Here is a 21303-nt window from a genome sequence, read left to right as displayed (position 1 = left end):
TGGTTTTCCTTAGCTTTATGAAACTTCCTTGCCGGCGAAGAGGGCCTCGATGAATTCATCAGGATCAAAATCCCTGAGATCCTCAAGTTGTTCGCCAACACCGATAAAACGGATAGGAGTTTTTAGTTCTTTACAGATATTAGCCACAATACCGCCTTTAGCGGTACCGTCCAGTTTAGTCAGTGTTATCCCTGTCAGATCTACTGCGGCGTCGAAAAGCTTTGCCTGGGAGATACCGTTCTGGCCGGTGGTGGCATCAACTACCAGCATAACTTCGTGTGGCGCACCTTTGAGCTGCTTAGCCATGACCCTTTTGATTTTCTTAAGCTCTTCCATCAGGTTAGTCTGGGTATGCAATCTGCCGGCGGTATCAACCAGAACGACATCATATCCCTTGGCCGTCGCGTGAGCGATACCGTCATATACTACAGATGAAGGATCCGCACCTTCGTGCTGGGCGATAACAGGTACGTTGTTCCGCTCTCCCCATATTTTTAACTGAGAGCTGGCTGCAGCACGGAAGGTATCGGCTGCGACGAGCAGTACTGACTGCTTGGATTGCTTGAATTTGTGAGCGATTTTACCAATGGTGGTGGTTTTGCCTACACCGTTGACCCCAACTACCATAATGACAAAAGGCCCCTTGTCCGGCATAACCAGTGCGGCATCAGATTGATAATCGACGATAAATGACTTTAATTTCTCTTTGATGATATCTTTAAGGGCTGCAGGGTCCGAGAGAGCGTCTCTTTTCACCTTTTTTCTGGCATAATCAAGAATCTCCTGGGTAGTTGAAACACCAAGGTCTGCGGTGATGAGTAGTTCCTCGAGGTCATCGAGAAGATCAGCATCGATCAGCTTCTTGCCAAGAAAGAGGGAATCAAGTTGATAGGTGAAGTTCTCGCGGGTCCTGGTGAGACGATCAGAAAGTTTTGAGAAGAAGCCTTTCTCTTTTGGCTTGGTTGCAGGTTCTCCGAGTACTTCAAGCGGTGATTTGACCTCAGTCTCGGGCTCTGGCAGATCACGCTCAACTTCCTGAGCCTGTTCTGTGCTAACTGGGAGCTCATCAGGTTGGTCCACAATCTCAGCTTCTGCAGGAGTTTCTGAAGCTGCGATTTCGCTGCTTTCAGGCTCTGTAGGCTGTTCAATAGAATCTTTAAGTTCAATAGTCTGGTTGTCTGATATCTCCAGCTCATCTTGCGATGTGATTTTGCGTTCAACGAGATCTGTATCGGAATCAGCAGAACTATCGATAGGTTCCTCTACCTCTACGGGTTCGGCAGTAGAGACTGATTCTTCAACCTGGGTTATGGTATCTTCGTCCAATTGAGGAGTAGTTTCTCCCATTTCGCGTGGCGCGACCGGGATTTTCTGATCCTCACTTGGTTTTTTAGCTTCTTGTTTAGTGAATTTCTTTTTAAACCAGCTTAGCATAGCTATTCCTGCCAGATTTTTGAAATAAAGGAAAAATTTCAAGATTATTTAGGTTAAAGTCAATCTCTCATAATACGGACTCAGCCAGAATTGCGCAACAAAAAGCGCAGAAAAGGTCCCGGGCTTGATTGAGAAATGTTAGGAGTGTCGAAAAATAGATCCCGGATCAGGAGGATTTCATTTGCATTTCCGGACAACAGCATTACTGTAGAGTGGGCCGTGCAAACCGGCCCTGTAGAACATGGGCTATGGCCCTGAAACACATATCATTTATTTCTCCAGACCTGTTTGAACATTGAGCTATTCCGGTTGTTTTGCAAGAGGGGCTACAACGTGATTTCCATGTAGAACCCACCAGAACAGCATAGAGTATTTTTAAGCATGTTCACGTTGGCCTGGAATACCTGGAGGTCGTATAATGTCAGATTCATGTGGAAGTAGTTCCTGTTCCAGCAGCACCGCAGGTTGTGGCAGTAGTAAAGAATCACAGCAGGCGGCAATGGCCCAGCAGGAGAATGCCATCACCACATCACTTGGTAAGATCAAGAATAAGATACTGGTTATGAGTGGTAAGGGCGGGGTGGGTAAATCCACCGTTTCGGTCAACCTTGCCCTGGCTTTAGCGAACCGAGGTCACAAGGTTGGCTTGATGGATGTGGATCTGCACGGTCCGGATGTGGTGCGGATGCTCGATCTCAAAGGAAACCTTCAACCTCCGAAATCAAAGAACGATCTGGTGCCACCGCTCAATTATAACGACAACCTCAAGGTGGTTTCATTAGAGTACATGATGAAGGACAGAGATGAGGCAATCATCTGGCGGGGTCCCATCAAAATCCAGGCGATCAGACAATTTATCTCTGATATGGATTGGGGTGAGCTGGACTATCTTGTTATTGATGCACCTCCAGGAACCGGCGATGAGCCACTTTCAGTTGCCCAGACTATTCCAAATCTGAAAGCTGTGGTTGTAACCACCCCTCAGAAAGTAGCTCTTGCAGATGTTCGTAAATCTATTAATTTCTGTAAAGTGGTAAATCTTGATGTTGCCGGTGTGGTGGAAAATATGTCCGGTTTTGTCTGTCCTCACTGTAATGAGACCGTGGATATTTTCAAATCAGGTGGTGGCGAGGAAATTGCCCGCGAATTTGAGCTGCCATTTCTTGGCAGGGTCCCAATGGATCCCAAAGTGGTTATGGCAGGTGATGATGGTACACCATACCTCTCTTCTGAAGGTGATAGCCCTGCGATTGTAGCATTCGGCAAGGTTGTTGATGCCGTTGAGCTACGTTTACCACCGGTGGCAGCACCTGTCATTTTACCTATGGCTGGTTGCGGTTGCGACTGCGGTTCCTGAGGTCAGTATTGAAACGGGGTTGTTATGAGCAGTGTGGTCATAATACCCCCGAAGCTATAAATTACTATTAAGAGGTTAGTGAGCGTGCTTCAAATACAGCAAATTATTGTTGGTTCGATGGGGGTATGCTGTTATATCGCTGCTTGCCCGGCAACGAAAAAAGCTGCAGTCATAGACCCGGGTGGTGATGTTGATCAGATTCTTGCCGAGCTCAAAGCGACTGGGTTGTCTCTGCAATATATTATTGCTACCCATGGCCACCCCGATCATGTTTGTGGCAACAGAGCCCTGAAAGAAGCAACAGGTGCTGAAATTGTGATGCACAAAGCGGATTCGGAGTTTTTCGGTAAAGCCGAAGTGGCAGGTTATTTCTCTATGTTAGGGCTCGAAGCCTCGCCTCCTGCTGATGTTGAAGTTGAAGACGGAGATATGATTACCATCGGTGATGAGGAGATGCAGGTCATTCACACGCCCGGGCATACTCCAGGTGGAATGTGTTTACTGAACGGTGATAATCTTATTACTGGTGACACCTTGTTTGTCGGGGGACTTGGCAGAACAGACTTCCCTGGCGGTTCTCATAAGGAACTTATCGAATCCATTCGCAAGCGGTTACTGGTACTGCCTGAAGACACTGTTGTGTGGCCGGGACATGGCTATGGTGGCAGTCAATCCACTATTGGCCAGGAAAAAAACGGAAACCCATTTCTTTAACCCGTAAAATAACAATAAAAGCCCCTGATACTGCCCCATGCGTGAAATTGTACTTGGAACAGCCGGCCATGTCGATCATGGCAAAACCAGCCTTATTCGTGCCCTGACTGGAATTGAGACAGATCGTCTTAAAGAGGAGAAGAAAAGAGGAATCACAATTGAGCTTGGTTTTGCTCACCTCGATCTGCCATGCGGTCACAGGCTTGGTATTGTCGACGTTCCGGGGCATGAGAAATTTGTGAAAAATATGGTCGCCGGGGCGACCGGTATGGACCTTGTAGCATTCATTATTGCTGCGGATGAAGGCATCATGCCGCAAACCGTTGAGCATTTCGAAATTTGCCGTCTTCTCGGTGTAAAGCAGGGCATGATCATCCTCACCAAGAAGGATATGGTGGATGAAGACTGGCTGGAAATGGTTGAAGAGGAGATCAGGGAGTTCTGCGAGGACTCCTTTTTAGAGGAAGCCCCAATTATACCCGTTTCCTCTATAACCGGGGAAGGCATAGACATTGTACTGAACACCCTGGATGAGTTTGTTCGTCAGCACCAGTTCAAGGAAGTCTTCGGTCCGTTTCGTTTGCCGGTGGATAGAATTTTTGCCATGAAAGGGTTTGGTGCCGTAGTCACCGGTACATCCATCTCCGGCCGGGTGAGTGTAGGTGAAGATCTGCGCATTTATCCGACAGATCAGGTCGCGAAGGTGCGTGGTATCCAGGTGCATTCAGCGGCGGTGGAAACCGTCGAGGCCGGTCACCGGACCGCCATTAATCTGCAGGGTGTCGATACGGCCACGGTGGAGCGCGGTATGGTGATCGCCACGCCAGGCTCCTTGCAGGAAAACTACATGCTCGATTGCAGATTTCTGTATCTTGGATCTAATGAAAAAGCGTTGAAGCATCGTAGCAGGGTTCGCGTACACCTTGGGACTGCCGAGATTTTAGGTCGTATTTCGTTGCTTGATCGTGATGAGTTAGAGCCGGGCCAGGAGGTTGGGGTGCAGATTCTGCTGGAAAAACCTATTGCTGTGTGGAGTGGTGATCACTTCGTAGTGAGAAGCTACTCACCTGTGGCAACAATTGGTGGTGGTGAGATAATCGGTAATGTCTCGCCGCGGAAAAGAAAACGTCTCACAGAGTCGGATCGAACCTACAATCAGGAAGTGTTTCAGATCCTGATGGAAGGGAGCCTTGAAGATCGTACCCTGATGTTTTTGAAAGAGAGTGGCGCGCACGGACTTACTTTTGATGATCTGGCAATCCGTCTGGGGCTTTTTGGCAAGCACTTGAAAAAAGCCCTGAATGACCCGATCTCCACTAAAAAAATGGTGGTGGTCGACTCGGCCAGTCAGCGCTATGTGGATGTGGAGATTGCGGAGAAAACCAAACTCGAAATCCTGGAGTCACTCAAAAAATATCACGCTTCCCACCCCTTGCAGGTCGGCTTGGTGCGGGAAGAGTTGCGTCTGTCACTAGGTAAATCAATTGACCAGAAGGTGTTTACGTACTGTTTGAATGAACTGCTTCGTAAAAACGAAGTGGTACAGGAAGAGTCTATGCTGCATCTGGCCGGGCACGAAGTAGCACTGAAGGCGGATGAGGAAGAGCTTCAGCAAGAGTTGCTCGCCTGGTATGTGACCAGTGGTCTTTCAACTCCCACGGTGCGCGACACTATGGAGAAATTCTCTGAGTATTCAGAAAAGATGGTCAAGCAGGTACTCGATGTACTGCTGCGGGAAGGGAAGCTGGTTAAAATCAGTGAGACCCTCTATTATGATAAAGGGTTGATTGACAAGTTGGTGGCACAAGTCACCGAAGTTATGAAAAAAGAAGGCGAGATTGATGCCCCCGGCTTTAAAAATCTTACCGGCTTGACCCGTAAGTTCTCCATCCCGATTCTTGAATATCTTGATCGTATCAAGCTCACCATCAGAGTTGGCGACAAGCGTATTCTGCGTAAAAAAGCGTAATCATGGTTTTGTGTGGTAGCTGATTGCCAAAACCTTCTGAGTTGCGGGAGTAAGCTTATATTCATCTGAGAGTTTCGCTCCGACAATGGCAATCAGGTGATCACCGCAGGTCAGCACAGGATAGTTAGCACGTTTTTCTGCCCGGATTTTCATATCGCTGAGAATCCGGGTAACTTTTTTCTTACCGGGACTGCCGAGAGGGCGGAATCTTTCGCCGGGATGCGCTGAGCGTAGAGTTAGCGGAAAGGTCAGCTCATCCGCATCGGCAAACAGGGTAGCGGGTTGGCTGAGATAGCAGTTTTGTCTGTCGAGTATCTCAAGCGATATTTCCAGGCCCAGTTCGGGCAGATGCAGACAAGAGGGGCCGTCAAACGTATGCTCAAAGGTTGCCGGTGTCGACATGCCATTCCCCCTGTAACTCTTTTTTCCTGACGGGTAGAAAAAACGGATGGCATCATCGACAAGATGTACCCGAAGTCCATGGGACAGGTGAAGCTGTGAGCCGTTAACCCCTTTATCGATAAGGGCCTGAAGTTGGGCAATGGTACGAAAAGTAGGCCTGTTGCCGATCTTCCAGCAACTTAATTCGAGTATTCTCCTGAGGATAGCCGGGTGCTCTGCTCTCGACCCTGACAGGCTCAGATCAAGATGTTGCAGATTGTCAGCCCCGTCCCGATTCAAGACAGCGAGTTGTTGAAAATGCTCATCACTGATTTGTGCCAACAGGGCTTCATCCTGTTGGAGGATCTCTGCAGTCTGTAACAGGGTATTGCGGATGGAGGGGTTGAAATCTTTTTCAAGAAGTGGCAGCAGATCCAGTCGAACCTTGTTACGTAGAAAGGTTCGCTCATCATTGGATGAGTCATGGCAAAAGCCAAAGTTTGTTTCTTTGAGATAGGCAGCCAGTGAACTCTTGGTCCGGGCAAGCAGAGGTCGAATAATATGTCCGTTTACAGGAGTCATGCCGGATAGTCCCTTGAGGCCTGTACCGCGGATAAGACGAATGAGTATTTCCTCAGCCTGGTCGTCGGCAGTGTGGGCTACGGCTATATAGTCGGCAGTGTATTGCTGTCGCAATAATTCAAGTTCGTTGTAACGGGCAATTCTGGCGGCTTCTTCTGGTGAGCATTTACGCTCTTTCTGGAGAGCTCCGACATTTACCCGCCTGGCTATGAAGGGGATGGCAAGGTGCTCTGCACATTGCTGTACGAACTCTATTTCAGCATCTGTTTCATGCGGGCGAAGACCATGGTCGACATAGACAGCCATGAGGCGAAGCTGAAAACGTGATTCATGAAGCAGGTGAAGTAGAGCGGTGGAATCAATACCGCCCGAAATAGCGACAATAATCTTGTCGTCAGGTTGAAAATTGAAATTTTCCCTGCAAAACTCTTCGACTTGTTGGATTAGTAAAGGCGGCATACCTCGGATAGGGAATCGCTACTCTGAGTGAGCTTTTTGTTTGAATATGTGTAAATCATTGGTATATCTTATACGCAGTGCGACGCGTAAATGCAATAGTGATGTCGTAGAAGGGGTCGATTGTGGTGTCAACAAAAATGAAAGCGTTAATTGTAGAAGACGATTACATAAGTCGTACCTTGTTGTCTGAATACTTAGCACCGTATGCAGTGTGTGATGCAGTGGCGGATGGGCATGCAGCGTTGCATATGCTTACCGAGAAGTATAAGAAAAACGAGAGATATGATCTTGTTTGCCTGGATATTATGATGCCAGGCATGGACGGACATGAAGTGCTTAATTGGCTGAGGCGTATTGAGCATGAACAGAACATTGTCGAAGAAGAGTCTGCCAAGGTTTTCATGACCACCGCTCTGGATGATCCGCAGAGCATCATGAATGCTTTTACGCTTGGACGGTGTCAGGCCTATTTGATGAAACCCATTTTACGAGAGAGGCTGGTTGAGCATCTGCATGAGTTTTTACTCCCTCATTAGCAAATGTCCATCGACCAGTCAGATTGAGCCGATAGTCATATGGGACCTATTTCAATTTCCAGACAGCAGCGATTAGATCAGATTCGCAATCACCTCTCAGGTAAGTTTCAGCTTCCCAGGGAGCAGATTGATCAGATGCTTCCTGAGTTCGTAAAAACTCTGGGGTCGCACATGGAAAAATTGCAGCAGGCTCTTGCCGCAGGCGATCTTGCACTTTTAGGCAGCTCAGCCCATACCATTAAAGGTGCATTTTTAAACCTTGGGCTGGACGATTGTGTAGAGTTGGCAAAGGAAGTTGAAGTTCAGGGTAAAGCCCTGAATGAAGATACGGACTATGCACAACTGGTGGAAGAGCTGCGTGACAGGTTGGGGGAGTTGATCGACTGAGCGAATAAATTGCTTGATCCGTCAAAAGTGAATAAAGGGGAGGTGTACTGTGGTACGCACTCCCCTTTATTATTTTCAGGCTGAATTACAGGTTTTTGTTTTTCAAAATATCCAGCAATTTTATGTGGATGTTGTCAAAGCCACCATTTGACAGTATCGCTACCACATCTCCGGACTCCACCTGATTATCGAGATATTCAAGTATCGCCTCGGTATCGGTAAAGGAGGTGGCTACCAGGCCTCGTTGCTTGCAGAGATCATCTGCCAGCTGTGCGGAGGAGAAATGTTCGCCCTCGTTGATATTGGTCAGCGGCACTGGCTCTCTGATACAGATCGCATCGGCTGCATCAAACGCCTGCACATAATCTGTCTGAAAAATGGCTCTTCTTGAAGTGTTTGTCCGGGGCTCGAAAACCACGACAAGTCGTTGCTCGGGATAGGCGAGCCGAAGAGCTGCAAGAGTTTCCTTTACAGCAGTGGGGTGGTGGGCAAAATCGTCAATCACTGTCACGCCGGCCTCGATCCCGCGAACTTCCTGACGCCGTTTGACCCCGCCGAATGAGCTGAGCCCTGCACAAATCGTTTTGGCATCAACCCCGAGATGATGGAGAATGGCAGTTACCGCCAGGCTGTTGAGCGCATTATGGCGACCGGGCAATTTAACTGCAAGTTCTCCATATGGTTTGCCCTGGTGCAAGGCGGCAAAATGGGTCAGGCCGTCTTTTACAGTTACATCTGCCAATGACCAGTGATAGCTTTCATCAAGGCCGTATTTCTGCACCTGGCATTTTGCTCCAGCCACAACATCCCGAACATTTTCATCATCCCAGTTGGCAATCAGCAGACCGTCTTCGGGTAGCAGGCTGACAAATTGCCGGAAGGAATCCTTGATGGCGTCAAGATCGTTGAAGATATCTGCATGATCAAATTCGATGGAGGTAATGACAGCTATTTTAGGCTGATAATGAAGAAATTTAGATACCTTGTTGAAGAAGGCGGTGTCATACTCGTCTCCTTCAGCAACAAAATAGTCGCCCTCGCCAATCCTGAAGTTGCCACCAAATTCACGAATTATCCCACCGATCATAAATGTCGGGTCAAGCTCAGCCCGGTGCAGTGCTGTGGCAAGTAGCGAGCAGGTGGTGGTTTTGCCATGTGTACCGGATATAACCAGCGAGGTGCGGTTATTAATGTAAAAATGGGATAGTGCCTGCGGAAAAGAAAGATAAGGGATTGGCAATTCACCAAGTCTTTGTGCTTCCTCGTTTACCCGGGTAATAACATTGCCAACGATTACCAGGTCGGGGTTTGAGTCGAGATTTTGAGCTGAATACCCGTCACAGACTGGGATCTGCAATTTTTTGAGAAAATCCGACATGGGAGGATAGACATGGCTGTCACTGCCGGTAACTGTATATCCGCTTTGTTGCAACATTCCGGCAAGGGCGGCCATGCCAGTGCCGCAAACGCCCATTATATGTATATGCCGGATGTCCTCCGGTGCGTAATTGAGTTGTGGATCAAGATCTGCCATGCTTACTTCTTCCTGACTGTAGATTCTATGGAGTTGTAGATATTGCGAAAGCTTTCGTCGAATGTCGAAGGAACGACGCGACCGACTTCGATGAACTTGATTGAGATTTCCTTGGCTATTTTAAGAATTGTCTCGTCTGATACCGTCTGATTTTCATTACTCTTCCCTGCTGGTCGCTGTGAAGACATGTTCTCCATCCCTCGATCTGTAGTATTGAAAAGTGGCGCCTCTGCCGGATGAAGAAGGCCAATTCGTCATGTGAGAGCGGCAGAGGCGCGATCATCTAAGGAATAACCGGCCAGGCCATCCCTTGTGTCCCGGTAAGTTTTACGGCAATCAGCCTAATTTTGCCAGGATTTGTTTAAATACAGATTCGTGTGGACTGTCGTTTTGACAGGTCCAGGCTATGTACTTTCAATGCCATTTGCCTGGGAGAGGGCCGTTTAATCAGTAGAGCTATTTAATTGCAGGAGTTCAGATTACTCAACTGCGTCAGAAGTTCCCACTGCGTCTTTACCGCTCGACTTTACATGGAACATCGCTTTGTCGGCAAGTGCCAGCAGCTCCTGGACATCAGCCGCGTCATCGGGGTAGGTTGCCACACCGAAACTGGCGGACATCCGCAGCTGTAGCTGTTTACTGCTCAGGTAGATGGTGTCTTTCATCATTTTCCTGATTTTCCGAACATGTTCAAGGGCTTGCTCTTTGTTTGACTGGGGGAGTACCAACACAAACTCGTCTCCACCATAGGCAACGCCAAAAAAGTGTTCCGCCAGACCCTCACGCAGGGTTTCCGCGACCTCCTTCAGTGCCTGGCTGCCATTCAGGTGGCCATATGTATCAACCACGTGTTTGAAGTTGTCCATATCAAGGAACACAAGTGAGAAAGGTTCCTTTCTCTCGTTGCTATCGATGATCAGTTTTTCAAGTGCCCTGTAGAGATAGCGGGTGTTGAAAAGACCTGTAAGGTTATCGTGGTCGGCCAGGTATCGAAATCGCTCTCTGCTCCGCCGTAGTTTATCTTCGGCCATGCGTTTCTGGGTGTTATCTATGAGTATGCCTTCTATCAGGGACGTTCCATCTGCTTCTTTGGTCAATCTTGCGTTCACCAATACCCAGATTGATTGGCCATTTTTGCCAACCATCTCAATTTCATAGTTGGTGATCGTTCGATCTCTTTCTAAAGTGGTTAAATAATCCTGTCGATCATTCTGATTCTTGTAAAGAGATGAAATATTGACAACCTCACGCAACAGATGGGCCGGATGCTCATAACCGAAAATTTTGGAGAATGAAGGATTAATGCTATAGATTGTCCCTCCCAATGTGCATTGATACATCCCCTGCACCGCATTTTGGTAGATATCCCTGTATCGTGTTTCAGCAAGTTTCAGGTCTTCCTGGGCGTTTTTCAGTTCGGTGAGCTCAGTAAGTAAGACAAGATAGCCGTCTGGGCGGCCGTGTTTATCACGAAGACAGCTTCTCTTGAATAAAACGGGAAAATTCCTGCCTGATCTGCTTTGAAGGTGCGCCTCGAAATTTAAGTGGTCATTACTGGCAAAATGGACATGAACCGTCTTTTTGTCATAGAGCTTTTCAAAAGGGCTAAGCAGCAGGTCTTCGCGACGTAGTCCTGATAATTCGATCATCTTAGCATTATGATCGATAATCCTGAATTTCAGGTCTAGTTCAACAAATCCCTCGGAGGTGGCCTCTATTACACGACGATATTTTTCCAGATTTTTTCTGGCATTGCCCCGGTATTTTCGATCAAGAATTTCTATTCTCTTCTTAAGTTGTTGAATTTTGATCGCAGCGTTTTTAGGGATGGGTTTATTCATGTTCGCGTCTTATGAAAGGACGATTTTCAACTGTTGCAGAAATGAATTTTAGCCAATAGGTTGTTGTTTAGTATCTAAAGTACTTGCTGGTTTTACAACGCGAATATGTAGTTTCAGCGATAATCCCTGAAAAGTCTTTGATGTCCGCCGCCAATTACAGACTGATATTATTGGCAGATGCTCCTGGCTATAGATATATACCTGCCAATCAGCCACAGCTCTTGCCTCCACTCGTCATGTTGAAGATCCAGGAGTCTTGTCGGGCTAAACCCTTTCCAGCCAACTCATCGTTTTCCGAGGAAGGATAATGCTCGCAATAGTCCGACAGGTTCCCTAGGGGACTATAAAGAAAAATTGATAGGGAGATTGGGGTAAGAGAGCTACAACTGCATTAGGAATGGAGGAGATATTTCCAGGCACAGCCTGGAAGAATAGCATTAGGCCTGCAATATCAAGTAATGAGTAATCATTGTTCAATCAAGAGGGTCAAACTTTTCCCTCGGGGAATGGGGTTCATATGATCACCACAGACGGGACCATAAATATACCCCCATTCTACGCAGATGTATCGAGCAGGATTTTCGATTATTCCGATATTCTATACGTTTAATTCAGAGTATCAATTATCCGGATAGCAGGTTTGAAAAAGTCCGATCCACCAGGAAGAAGATCGGACTTTCACAAAATTTAATCAGATTATACGGCGAAGTATTTGGCCTGGGGATGATGCACAACGATGGCAGAGGTTGTCTGCTCCGGCACCATCTGCATATTTTCAGTCAAAGATACTCCGATTGCCTCAGGCTTTAAAAAGTCGAAAAGCGGCTTATGGACATCCAGATCCGGGCAGGATGGGTAGCCGAAGGCATAGCGTGAACCCTGATAATCCTGGCAGGTTAATCCGCGGGACGGTATTTCACCTTGACCGATTCCAAGGTCCTTTCGCATAATGGTGTGCCAGTATTCTGCCAGGGCATCAGTTATTTCGACGCTGAAACCATGGAGCATCAGGTAATCATGATAGGCATTGTCCTGATACAGTTTTGCGGTTTCAAGTCCCATTCTGTCGCCGATGGTGACCAAAAAGAACCCGGCTATATCACCACCTTCTTCCCTGGTCTTAAAATAATCTGCAATGCAGAGATGTGGCGCTTCTGCCTGACGGGGAAAGCTAAAGTGGTGCAAGGTGTTGTCGGCTTCGACAAAGAGGGAATTCCCTTCAGAGTAACAGGGGAAATAGCCATACGTTACCTTGGGGCTGATCAGCTTTTCTGCCAGTGTCCGATGTTGTAATTCTTCATAAATCGGTTGAGCTTTGGTTTCAATGAGTTGCTGATACTCTTCGGCAGACATTTTTCTACGTCTATATCCCCAGCGACCACGAAAAAGTGCCTGTTTATTGATGTAAGGGAAGAGTTTTTCGGGGTCCACATCCACCACATATTTCTGGCCGGTAAAAGGAGCGATGGGAACCGGGTTGGTTTTGTCGATGCTTGAATCTTTTATGCCAGGCTTCAGAGCCTGTATTGCTGTGACTTCATTATGCACTGTGGAGACAAGCGAGCCTTCCTCATGTTCTCTGACCGCTTTCAAGCCGGCAAATGCATCGGCACAGTAGACCACGGGTCCCGGGTAGTTCGGTGCGCAGGACTCTGCGACAAACTTCGGCGTCAGGGCGGCTCCGCCTAGAAGGATTGGGATATCGAGACCGGCATCACGGTATTGTGACATCGATTCCTGCATGGCGATGGCGGATTTAACCAGTAGACCACTCAGCCCGATAACGTCTACGTCGTACTCTATGGCTTTTTGGATTATCGTCTCAACCGGTACTTTGATACCGATATTATAGACTTTATAACCGTTATTGGAGAGGATGATGTCGACCAGGTTCTTGCCGATATCGTGCACATCTCCCTGGACTGTAGCCAGGAGAACTCTGGTGGCGTTGCTGCCATCGTTTTTCTCCATAAAGGGCTCAAGTCTGGTGACAGACGCTTTCATTACCTCTGCGGATTGCAGGACAAAAGGCAGCAGGATTTCTCCTTTACCGAACAGTTCACCGACATGGCGCATGGCAGGAACGAGTATCTGATTGATAATCTCGAGAGGCGCGTGCCGCTCCCTCAGAATGGAAAGAAGATCTTCAAGTCCATCCTTGTCGCCATTGACAAGTTGTTTAAATAATTGTTCTTCTGGAATAAGGGTCTCGGTCGTGGAGTCATCATCATCACTATCGGCTTTGTCGCTGAAATAATCGATGAGCCGCATTAGTGGATTTTTTTCCTCGTCCCTGTTTCTGTCGTATAAAAGATCAAGGCAGACCAGCTTATCTTCTTCAGAAATTCGGGCCAGCGGTATGATCTTGGCCGCATCGACGATTGCCGCATCCAGGCCTCCATTGACTGCTTCATGGAGAAAAACGCTGTTCAAGACCCGCCTGGCTTTCGGCGGGAGACCGAATGAGATATTGCTGAGCCCAAGCACTGTCAGGCAACCGGGTAGCTCTTCTTTGATTCTGCGAATACCGTCTATGGTCTGAATGGCAGCATCACGGAGCTTTTCATCACCGGAGCCGACCGTAAAGGTAAGACAGTCAAAGAGAATGTCCGATGGGCGCAGTCCACACTCATCCACAGCGATAGCATGTATGGCTTTGGCGATTGCAACTTTTTCATCGGCGGTCATGGCCATACCGTTTTCATCGATCGTCAGCGCAACCACTGCAGCGCCGTATTTCTTTGCTGCCTTACACACCCTGCGAATATTAATTCCGCCATCTTCGAGATTGATTGAGTTGATTATGGCGCGTCCCGGATAGAGCTTCAGGCATGCCTCAATGCATTCCGGTGTTGTTGAGTCGATCATCAGAGGCGCTTTCAGGGATTTGGCGCACATTTGTACCAGTGTGGTCAGATCCTTGAGTTCATCACGACCTGCATAGGCGGTACAGAGATCAATGATGTGGGCGCCTTTGGGTTCCTGGTCCAGGGCAATTTTCAGGCAAGCCTGATAATCGTCTTCGAGCAACAATTCGCGGAACTTTTTTGAGCCATTGGAGTTGGCTCGCTCCCCGATGAGCAGCGGCGGTATTTCCTGTTGCAGCTCTACAGCCTGGTAAAGGCTTGAAACGGATGGCTTCATGATATCACCTCTCTGGTTGCAGGTTTAACTCCGGAAAGTGATTTCACAAGCTGTCGGGTATGGTCGGGTGTTGTCCCGCAGCAGCCGCCGACCACGCTTACGCCATATTCGTTGATAAATCGTGTCATCTCTCTTCCGTACTCTTCAGGTGACATGGGGTAACATGTTTTGCCATTGACTACTTCGGGCATGCCCTGATTGGGAACACAGGAAATTCGTTTAGGCCAGTTCTGGGAGAGGTAGCGGATATGAGACTCCATATCTGTTGGACCGGTGGCACAGTTCAAGCCGAAAGAGAAGATTGGAAAAGGCTCGAAGGTTACCGCCGCGGTGGCAATATCGGAGCCGACCAGCATGGTGCCGGAGCGTTCGATGGTCACTGAGGCCATAACCGGCAAATCTTTGCCGGCCTCTTCCAGAACTTCAAAACAGGTGGTCATTGCAGTTTTAATCTGTAGCAGATCCTGGCATGTCTCTATAATCAACAGGTCCACGCCTGCCCGCACCAGTGCCTGAAACTGCTCCCTGTAAGCCGCAGCCATAACATCTACACTGATATGGCCGAGAGAAGGGAGTTTGGTACCCGGTCCCACCGAGCCGCCAATGTAGGTGTTTGGTTTGCCGTTAATTGCTTTTCGGGCATTTTCAACTCCGGCTATATTGATCGCCTCTACCTGGTCTTCCAGTCCATATTCTTCAAGAACAATCCGATTGGCGCCAAAAGTGTTGGTTTCCAGCACCATGGCACCGGCATCAACAAAACCGCGATGCAGGGAGGTTATTGTCTCAGGTGAAGTGAGGTTGAGGATTTCATTGCATCCTTCCCGGCCATCCCATGCGGAATCAGGAATATCCATCTCCTGTAAATTGGTCCCGCAGGCACCATCGAGGATTAATACATCATGATCTTTGGGTCGCATAACTTCGTATTTGTTTAAATAATAGAAAAATTGACAGACTATTCAAGTCATGACCAAACAGAAGTGACTCTATGTAGTCTTGGGAAACGTCGTAGAAGTGAAGCATTGGTGGTGGGAGCTTCGAATTACGTACTACCGATCTTTTACCATACGATGTGGTACCTGGTCATTACTTTAAGGCATTTTTTGTATATTTCATGTTCTTCATAGTTGTTTGAAGAAGCACGGAAATATTGATTTCGACATCTCTATAGCCACTGCGTCAGAGGTGCAAACAAAAAAAGCACCTACCGATTTCTCGGTAGGTGCTTTTATATTCTGGCTGGGGGACAGGGAGTCGAACCCCGATAAGCGGAGTCAGAGTCCGCTGTCTTGCCATTAGACCATCCCCCAAGGGATTTCGTTTTTACACCTGATCCTTTCCTTTACAGAAATGGTATCACACTCACATTTATTAACTCAACAAGCTGATCATTTAGATCAAGCTGGCTGGGGGACAAGGATTCGAACCTTGATAAGCGGAGTCAGAGTCCGCTGTCTTGCCATTAGACCATCCCCCAGTAGTGAATAGTGCCGTGCTCAGGTCCGGTGATTTATAGAAAAAAACGGTTTTGGTGTCAAGGAAAAAGCTGATAAAAACTTCACTTTCTCTTAAGAAATTACAATCCCGGCGTAACCGACGACACTTTCCGTATCACCTGATACCGCACCTGAGTCGGTATAGCGGAGCACCTTTGCTCCTGTAGCTCCAAGCTTTTTCGAAGCAATGAGGGCAACTGTCACAGGGATAATGCCGCACATTGTAATATTGTTGCTATGAACAGTATTATATAACCCCAGAGGGTTCAAATCCTCAATCTGCTGTAAGGCGAGTTTATCCTTGGCACTTGCCTGTTGTCTTGATTCGTAGTGGCTCATATCGCTGGAGGCTACAATGAGCACTTTTTTATCTACTGCCTGAATGGCCTCTACCAGAGTTTCTGCCACACGGGTACAGAGTTCGTATGAAAAGTGGGAGAGCACTATCGGGACTATTTTAAGATTGGGTTGCAGTGCCTGCAGAAAGGGAATCTGCACTTCAACAGAATGCTCAGGACCATGCGCTGCTTCATCGTTTGTTATCGGACTGCCTGGCCCGACCAGTAGATCGGCGAGTTGATCATCTACAGGGACGCGTCCCATGGGCATGTCCCAGACCGATCTGGAGAGTGCTGCACGATCTCCGGTACCATGGTGGTTCAGGCCCAGTATGATAACGGTCTCTGGTATTTCGATAGCCTTAAGAGTCTCGGCGGCAACAGAACCGGAATAAATATAGCCTGCATGGGGAGATACTGCAGCTATGGCAGTATATTTTTCCCGGTCCGGGGCCGAAAGAAGAAGATCATCAACCATTCCGGAGAGCTGAGAGCGGCTTCCAGGGTAAAAACGACCTGCGACAATGGGTTGTCTGATCATATTATCCCCCCTGAGGGAAAAGGTTATGGAGGCGCAATGGGCAAAAGTGGGGAGGTACGGGTAGTGGCAGCCCCTCCTCCCCGTAATTTGCAGGGAGAAGGGTGAACTGCAAGATTAGTTACGGCGAACGGTCCAGGTGGTACCTTCAGGTCCGTCTTTAAGTTCAATATTGTGTGCCAGCAACTCATCTCGTATTTCGTCACTGCGGCTCCAGTTTTTCTCTTTCCTAGCAGTATAACGCTCTTTGATGAGCTGGAGAATAGTTGCTTCGTCGATATCGATACCAGCGAGCATTTTTTGTTTCTGGTTGTTGATAAAGCTCGCAGCGTCTTCTGTGAGAAGACCCATAATTCCGGCAAGCTTTTTCATTACTTCGCGGCTCTCCCTCAGTAGCGTGAGATCAGAGGCTGCTGGAGTGTCAGGAAGGGCTGCCGCAATGCGGTTCAGGATTTTAACCGAGTCAAACAGGATAGATTGTCCCTGTGCAGTATTGAAGTCGTTGTCCATGGCCTGCTGGAAACGTTTTTCCATGGATTGCAGCTTATTGATATCTTTATCACTGGCAATCGGCTCTGTCTCTGTGCTGCCTTCTCCTTCAAGCTCGTCAATCATGCGGACACAGGTATAAAGACGCTCAAGCCCTGCGGTTGCATCCTGCATCGCTGTCTCTGAAAAATCCAGAGGGTTGCGATAATGGGTAGAGAAGACAAAGAAACGGAGTATTTCCGGATGATAATGGGCCAGCAGGTCGCGAATTGTCAAAAAGTTATTCAGCGACTTTGACATCTTTTCATCACGAATAGTTACAAACCCATGGTGAATCCAGGTTTTGACAAAAGCACAGCAGTTTGCAGCTTCACTTTGGGCGAGTTCATTTTCATGATGTGGAAAGATAAGGTCTTTACCACCACCATGGATGTCGAACGTCTCGCCGAGATACTTTCTGCTCATGGCAGAGCATTCGATGTGCCAACCCGGTCGTCCATCCCCCCAGGGGCTTTCCCATTTTGGCTCACCCGGCTTAGAACCTTTCCAGAGCACGAAGTCCATGGGGTTGTGTTTGAGCTCATTGATAGAAATACGGGCGCCGGCCTGCATATCTTCGAGGTTGCGGTGGGAGAGCTTTCCATATTCCGCAAATTTTTCAACGGCGAAATAAACGTCGTTGCCAGCCTGGTAGGCGATGCCCTTGTCTATCAACTCAGATATCAGTTCAACCATCTCCTGGATATGCTCGGTTGCCTTGGGCTCCATGGTGGGCCTGTCGATGCCGAGTTGATCCATATCAACATAGAACTCGTCGATAAAACGGTTCGCCAACTCTTCGGAGGTAGTATTCTGCTCGTTTGCTCTTTTGATAATCTTGTCATCAATATCTGTAAAGTTACGAATGTAGGTAACTTTGTAGTCACGGGACCGCAGATATTTGACAATCATGTCAAAGGCAAGTGAAGAGCGAGCATGACCTATATGGCAGTAGTCATAGGACGTGATGCCGCAAACGTAGAGCTTTACGTGATTTGGTTCAATTGTTTCAAGGGGCTCTTTCTTGCCGGTGAGTGTATTGTAGATTCGAATAGTCATATTAAGTGGAACTGCCTCTGGACAGTTCTGAAATCGTTTATTAAGTAATCCGGATTAACCCGCATCAATTATTATATTGCACCGATATTCAGATGCAAGAACAGCAGTGTCGATTTCGTGAAATCATGATAGCTTACAGCTGATGATTCAGTTCCCGATTTACCACTTTGGGCTTGCTACTTAATTGTCCTTGCAGAGAAAATTGTCACCATAATCGTAATACAAGGAAAAGACAAGAATGAGCCTGGGAAATGGTGAAAATCTAAGCTGGCGCGAAACCTTTGTAGCGTGTACCCACCCTAAAGTAGTTACTATGCTGTTTCTAGGTTTTTCTTCCGGATTACCTTTGTACCTTATTTTTTCGTCACTTTCTGCCTGGCTCACCCAGGCGGGCGTAAGTAAGGCCAGTGTTACGTTTTTCAGTTGGGCGGCTCTTGGTTATTCCTTTAAATTTATCTGGGCACCGCTTGTCGATCTGCTGCCGCTACCGGTTCTTACACGCTTGCTGGGGCGTAGACGAGGATGGTTGCTTTTTTCCCAGGTGTTGGTCGCGGCGGCCATCATGTGGATGGGACTGACCAACCCCGTGGCACATTCTTCAGGTTTGACCGTTATGGCATTGGCAGCGGTGATGCTGGGGTTCTCAGCAGCAACCCAGGACATCGTGATAGATGCGTACAGGATTGAGAGTAGCGTCGAATCCATGCAGGCGTTGCTGGCATCAACCTATATTGCCGGATACCGGATAGGCATGCTGGTATCCGGGGCCGGTTCTCTCTATCTTGCCGGATGGCTTGGCAGCAGCAAAGGGATCTACCTCTATTCGGCCTGGAAAAACACCTATCTGATTATGGGGCTGATAATGTTGACGGGGGTTATCACGACTCTTTGTATTTCAGAACCCAGCCAAAGTAAGAGCAGAAAATACAGTGAGTATTCAACCGGACAATATTTGCGGATAGTGCTTCTTTTTGGAGTCGCGACAGCCACTTTTGCCCTGTCTTTTTTTTACAGTGGTTCATTAAGTGCTGCTCTCAAGGATATCGTACTCGACTACTTTCCCGTTACCGGCCTGATGATTGGTTTTGTCGTCGAGGTACTGCGATTTCTTTCTTCAGTGACAGTTGCCGGCCTGATCTGCAGGGTGATGGTATCGTTTAAGCTGGTTGAGTGGGGAATAGTCCGCAATGTCTATGTGCGACCGGTGCTTGACTTCTTTAACCGTTATGAAGTGAAGGCAGCAGTGTTGCTACTCATGCTTATTGGCTGTTACCGGATTTCAGATGTCGTGATGGGGGTCGTTGCCAATGTCTTTTACCTCGAACTCGGCTTTTCTACCATCGACATAGCCAATATTTCTAAGACTTTCGGGTTGTTTATGACCATTGCGGGCGGTATTCTGGGTGGGGTACTCACAGTCAGGTACGGAGTCATAAAGATCCTCTTTCTTGGTGCCTTACTGTCAGCCGCAACCAATCTGCTGTTTATGACTCTTGCCAAGGCCGGTGCAGATCTTACGCTGCTCACGGTGGTGATTATGGCCGATAATCTGAGTGGTGGTATCGCTACCACCGCCTTTGTGGCATTTCTGTCATCGCTGACCAGTGTCTCCTTCACTGCCATGCAATATGCGATATTTTCATCAGTAATGTTGCTGTTCCCAAAGGCTATCGGTGGTTATTCCGGAACAATTGCCGAAGCTTTTGGTTATGAGACATTCTTTCTGATTACTGCCTGTATGGGGATCCCGGTATTGTTTCTGGTCTGGCTCGCGAGAGGGTACGCTGATAAAAAGGCGTAAGATGATAATGGCTAACCGGTTTTGCCGGAAGTTTGCGAGGGAAGCGAAGAGTTGACAGGGCAGAAGATATCTTTTGAAGAAATGCCAAAACGTTTCATCTTCTCATAAAGAGAGGTTTTGCCAAGTTGTAAAGATTCTGCTGCTGCGGCTACGTTGCCTCTGCTTTCCCTGAGCGCCTGTAAAATGATATCTCGCTCGAACTCAGACAGCATCGATTTCAGGGACTTGTTTGAGAGGCGTGGCAATGGGCGAGGGGGGCTCCTGGCCGGAGCGCGCGGGTAGGGTGTAAAAACGAGTTCCTTTTCAACGATTTCATTCGTCTTGGCGATGAGTACTGCGCGTTGAATAAGATTTTCCAGCTCTCGCACATTTCCTGGCCAATCGTGGTTCATGAGCGAGCTCAGCGCCGATTCCGAAATGGAGTCCAGCTGTTTATTGAAAACTGTTTCAAATTTTCTGATAAAGTGAAAAGTCAGTTCCCTGATGTCATCTTTTCTTTCCCGCAGAGGCGGGACCGGGATATGAATGATATTCAAGCGGTAGAAGAGATCAAGCCGAAACTTTTCACGCTGAATCGCAGTAGCCAGGTCGGTGTTGGTGGCAGCGATAATACGGATATTTATCTTGATCGGGTGGTTGCCTCCTACCCTGATAATTTCGCCATCCTGGAGAACGCGCAGCAGTGAAGATTGCATTCTTGGGCTGATGTCACCTATCTCATCAAGAAAGATTGTGCCATCGTCAACAATTTCAAATTTTCCTTTTTTTCGGCTTTCAGCGCCTGTGAAAGCACCTTTCTCGTGACCGAATAATTCACTTTCAAGAATAGAATCGTTGAAGGCGTTACAATTAATTTTCAGGTAGGGTTTCTTCTCTCTGCTGCTGAGCTCCTGAAGCAGGTCGGCAACAATCTCTTTACCAGTGCCGGATTCGCCAGTGATGAGAACTGTTGTATCGGTGGGTGCAACCTGCAGGATGAGGTCGTGGAGTTCAATCATTTGAGGAGTTAAACCAACCATTTTATGTGTGTGATTACCAATGCCAGAGATTGGTGCACACGGTTTGTGCGCGTCGTCATGTTGGCAGTGGAGATTTGGAAGACTTAGGGCCCTTCGGAGGATGTCAGAGACAGGCTGGTTGACATCCTTGACAATGAGCCAGTGGAAAGAGTTTTTCTGTACGCCTGCAGTGCTCATGATTGC

Annotated in this window: 16 protein-coding genes and 2 tRNA genes; 6 read left to right on the top strand and 12 right to left on the bottom strand. The window is 47.8% G+C overall.

The genetic code is table 11. The features are described 5' to 3' along the window. Positions 1–15 precede the first annotated feature (15 nt). Positions 16–1434 carry a signal recognition particle-docking protein FtsY gene (gene ftsY / locus ACN5NT_RS06840; protein ID WP_419174940.1) on the bottom strand — a complete coding sequence of 473 codons (1419 nt, stop codon included), beginning with the start codon at positions 1432–1434 and terminating at the stop codon, positions 16–18. 418 nt (positions 1435–1852) lie between these two features. Between ftsY and ACN5NT_RS06835 the strand changes: the two genes are divergently transcribed. The 3 genes from ACN5NT_RS06835 to selB all read left to right on the top strand — a co-directional run bounded on the left by ACN5NT_RS06835 (position 1853) and on the right by selB (position 5474). Continuing rightward, positions 1853–2791 (top strand): Mrp/NBP35 family ATP-binding protein, encoded by a 939-nt coding sequence (locus ACN5NT_RS06835; protein WP_136798268.1) that lies wholly within the window; start codon positions 1853–1855, stop codon positions 2789–2791. 84 nt (positions 2792–2875) lie between these two features. Next, the gene (locus tag ACN5NT_RS06830) at positions 2876–3505 is read left to right on the top strand and encodes an MBL fold metallo-hydrolase (RefSeq protein WP_275942935.1); all 630 of its coding nucleotides are present in this window, start codon (positions 2876–2878) and stop codon (positions 3503–3505) included. A gap of 37 nt (positions 3506–3542) precedes the next feature. Further along, positions 3543–5474, top strand: coding sequence for a selenocysteine-specific translation elongation factor (selB, locus tag ACN5NT_RS06825; RefSeq protein ID WP_419174939.1), 1932 nt, complete (start codon positions 3543–3545; stop codon positions 5472–5474). Here selB and tilS read toward each other — a convergent pair whose 3' ends face one another. Next, positions 5475–6896, bottom strand: coding sequence for a tRNA lysidine(34) synthetase TilS (tilS, locus tag ACN5NT_RS06820; protein WP_419174938.1), 1422 nt, complete (start codon positions 6894–6896; stop codon positions 5475–5477). Positions 6897–7033: 137 nt separating this feature from the next. Here tilS and ACN5NT_RS06815 point away from each other — a divergent pair, with 137 nt between their 5' ends. Together ACN5NT_RS06815 and ACN5NT_RS06810 are read left to right on the top strand one after the other, a co-directional pair. After that, positions 7034–7432: a response regulator gene (locus ACN5NT_RS06815; protein ID WP_136798265.1), complete on the top strand. Its 399-nt coding sequence runs from the start codon at positions 7034–7036 to the stop codon at positions 7430–7432. A 39-nt stretch (positions 7433–7471) separates the two neighbouring features. Further along, positions 7472–7819, top strand: a complete 348-nt coding sequence (locus tag ACN5NT_RS06810) for an Hpt domain-containing protein (RefSeq protein ID WP_136798264.1) — start codon at positions 7472–7474, stop codon at positions 7817–7819. A gap of 85 nt (positions 7820–7904) precedes the next feature. Here the strand turns inward: ACN5NT_RS06810 and mpl are convergent, their stop codons facing one another. The 9 genes from mpl to cysS all read right to left on the bottom strand — a co-directional run bounded on the left by mpl (position 7905) and on the right by cysS (position 18300). After that, positions 7905–9353: a UDP-N-acetylmuramate:L-alanyl-gamma-D-glutamyl-meso-diaminopimelate ligase gene (mpl, locus tag ACN5NT_RS06805; RefSeq protein ID WP_419174937.1), complete on the bottom strand. Its 1449-nt coding sequence runs from the start codon at positions 9351–9353 to the stop codon at positions 7905–7907. A 2-nt stretch (positions 9354–9355) separates the two neighbouring features. Further along, complete coding sequence (locus ACN5NT_RS06800; RefSeq protein WP_136798262.1) at positions 9356–9541, bottom strand: hypothetical protein; 186 nt, start codon at positions 9539–9541, stop codon at positions 9356–9358. A gap of 291 nt (positions 9542–9832) precedes the next feature. After that, positions 9833–11194: a sensor domain-containing diguanylate cyclase gene (locus ACN5NT_RS06795; protein ID WP_419174936.1), complete on the bottom strand. Its 1362-nt coding sequence runs from the start codon at positions 11192–11194 to the stop codon at positions 9833–9835. Between the two features lie 696 nt (positions 11195–11890). Beyond that, complete coding sequence (locus ACN5NT_RS06790; RefSeq protein ID WP_419174935.1) at positions 11891–14338, bottom strand: dihydropteroate synthase; 2448 nt, start codon at positions 14336–14338, stop codon at positions 11891–11893. After that, positions 14335–15258 (bottom strand): homocysteine S-methyltransferase family protein, encoded by a 924-nt coding sequence (locus tag ACN5NT_RS06785; RefSeq protein WP_419174934.1) that lies wholly within the window; start codon positions 15256–15258, stop codon positions 14335–14337. The genes ACN5NT_RS06790 and ACN5NT_RS06785 overlap by 4 nt, the downstream gene beginning before the upstream one ends. 319 nt (positions 15259–15577) lie before the next feature. Continuing rightward, positions 15578–15651 (bottom strand) — tRNA-Gln (locus tag ACN5NT_RS06780). A gap of 93 nt (positions 15652–15744) precedes the next feature. Further along, positions 15745–15818, bottom strand: a tRNA-Gln gene (locus ACN5NT_RS06775). A gap of 91 nt (positions 15819–15909) precedes the next feature. After that, positions 15910–16716, bottom strand: coding sequence for an AmmeMemoRadiSam system protein B (amrB, locus tag ACN5NT_RS06770; RefSeq protein ID WP_419174933.1), 807 nt, complete (start codon positions 16714–16716; stop codon positions 15910–15912). 114 nt (positions 16717–16830) lie between these two features. After that, entirely contained in the window at positions 16831–18300 is a 1470-nt protein-coding gene (cysS, locus tag ACN5NT_RS06765) for a cysteine--tRNA ligase (protein ID WP_419174932.1), read from the bottom strand. Between the two features lie 238 nt (positions 18301–18538). Between cysS and ACN5NT_RS06760 the strand changes: the two genes are divergently transcribed. After that, positions 18539–20101 carry an AmpG family muropeptide MFS transporter gene (locus ACN5NT_RS06760; RefSeq protein WP_419174931.1) on the top strand — a complete coding sequence of 521 codons (1563 nt, stop codon included), beginning with the start codon at positions 18539–18541 and terminating at the stop codon, positions 20099–20101. Between the two features lie 11 nt (positions 20102–20112). Here ACN5NT_RS06760 and ACN5NT_RS06755 read toward each other — a convergent pair whose 3' ends face one another. Continuing rightward, a complete protein-coding gene (locus ACN5NT_RS06755) occupies positions 20113–21120 on the bottom strand; it encodes a sigma-54 interaction domain-containing protein (protein WP_419175036.1) in 1008 nt (335 codons plus the stop codon). Positions 21121–21303 lie beyond the last annotated feature (183 nt).

Source organism: Desulfosediminicola sp., from assembly GCF_048381775.1.
Taxonomy (GTDB): domain Bacteria; phylum Desulfobacterota; class Desulfobulbia; order Desulfobulbales; family Desulfocapsaceae; genus Desulfopila; species Desulfopila ganghwensis.
This window is presented reverse-complemented; position numbering and strand designations above follow the sequence as displayed.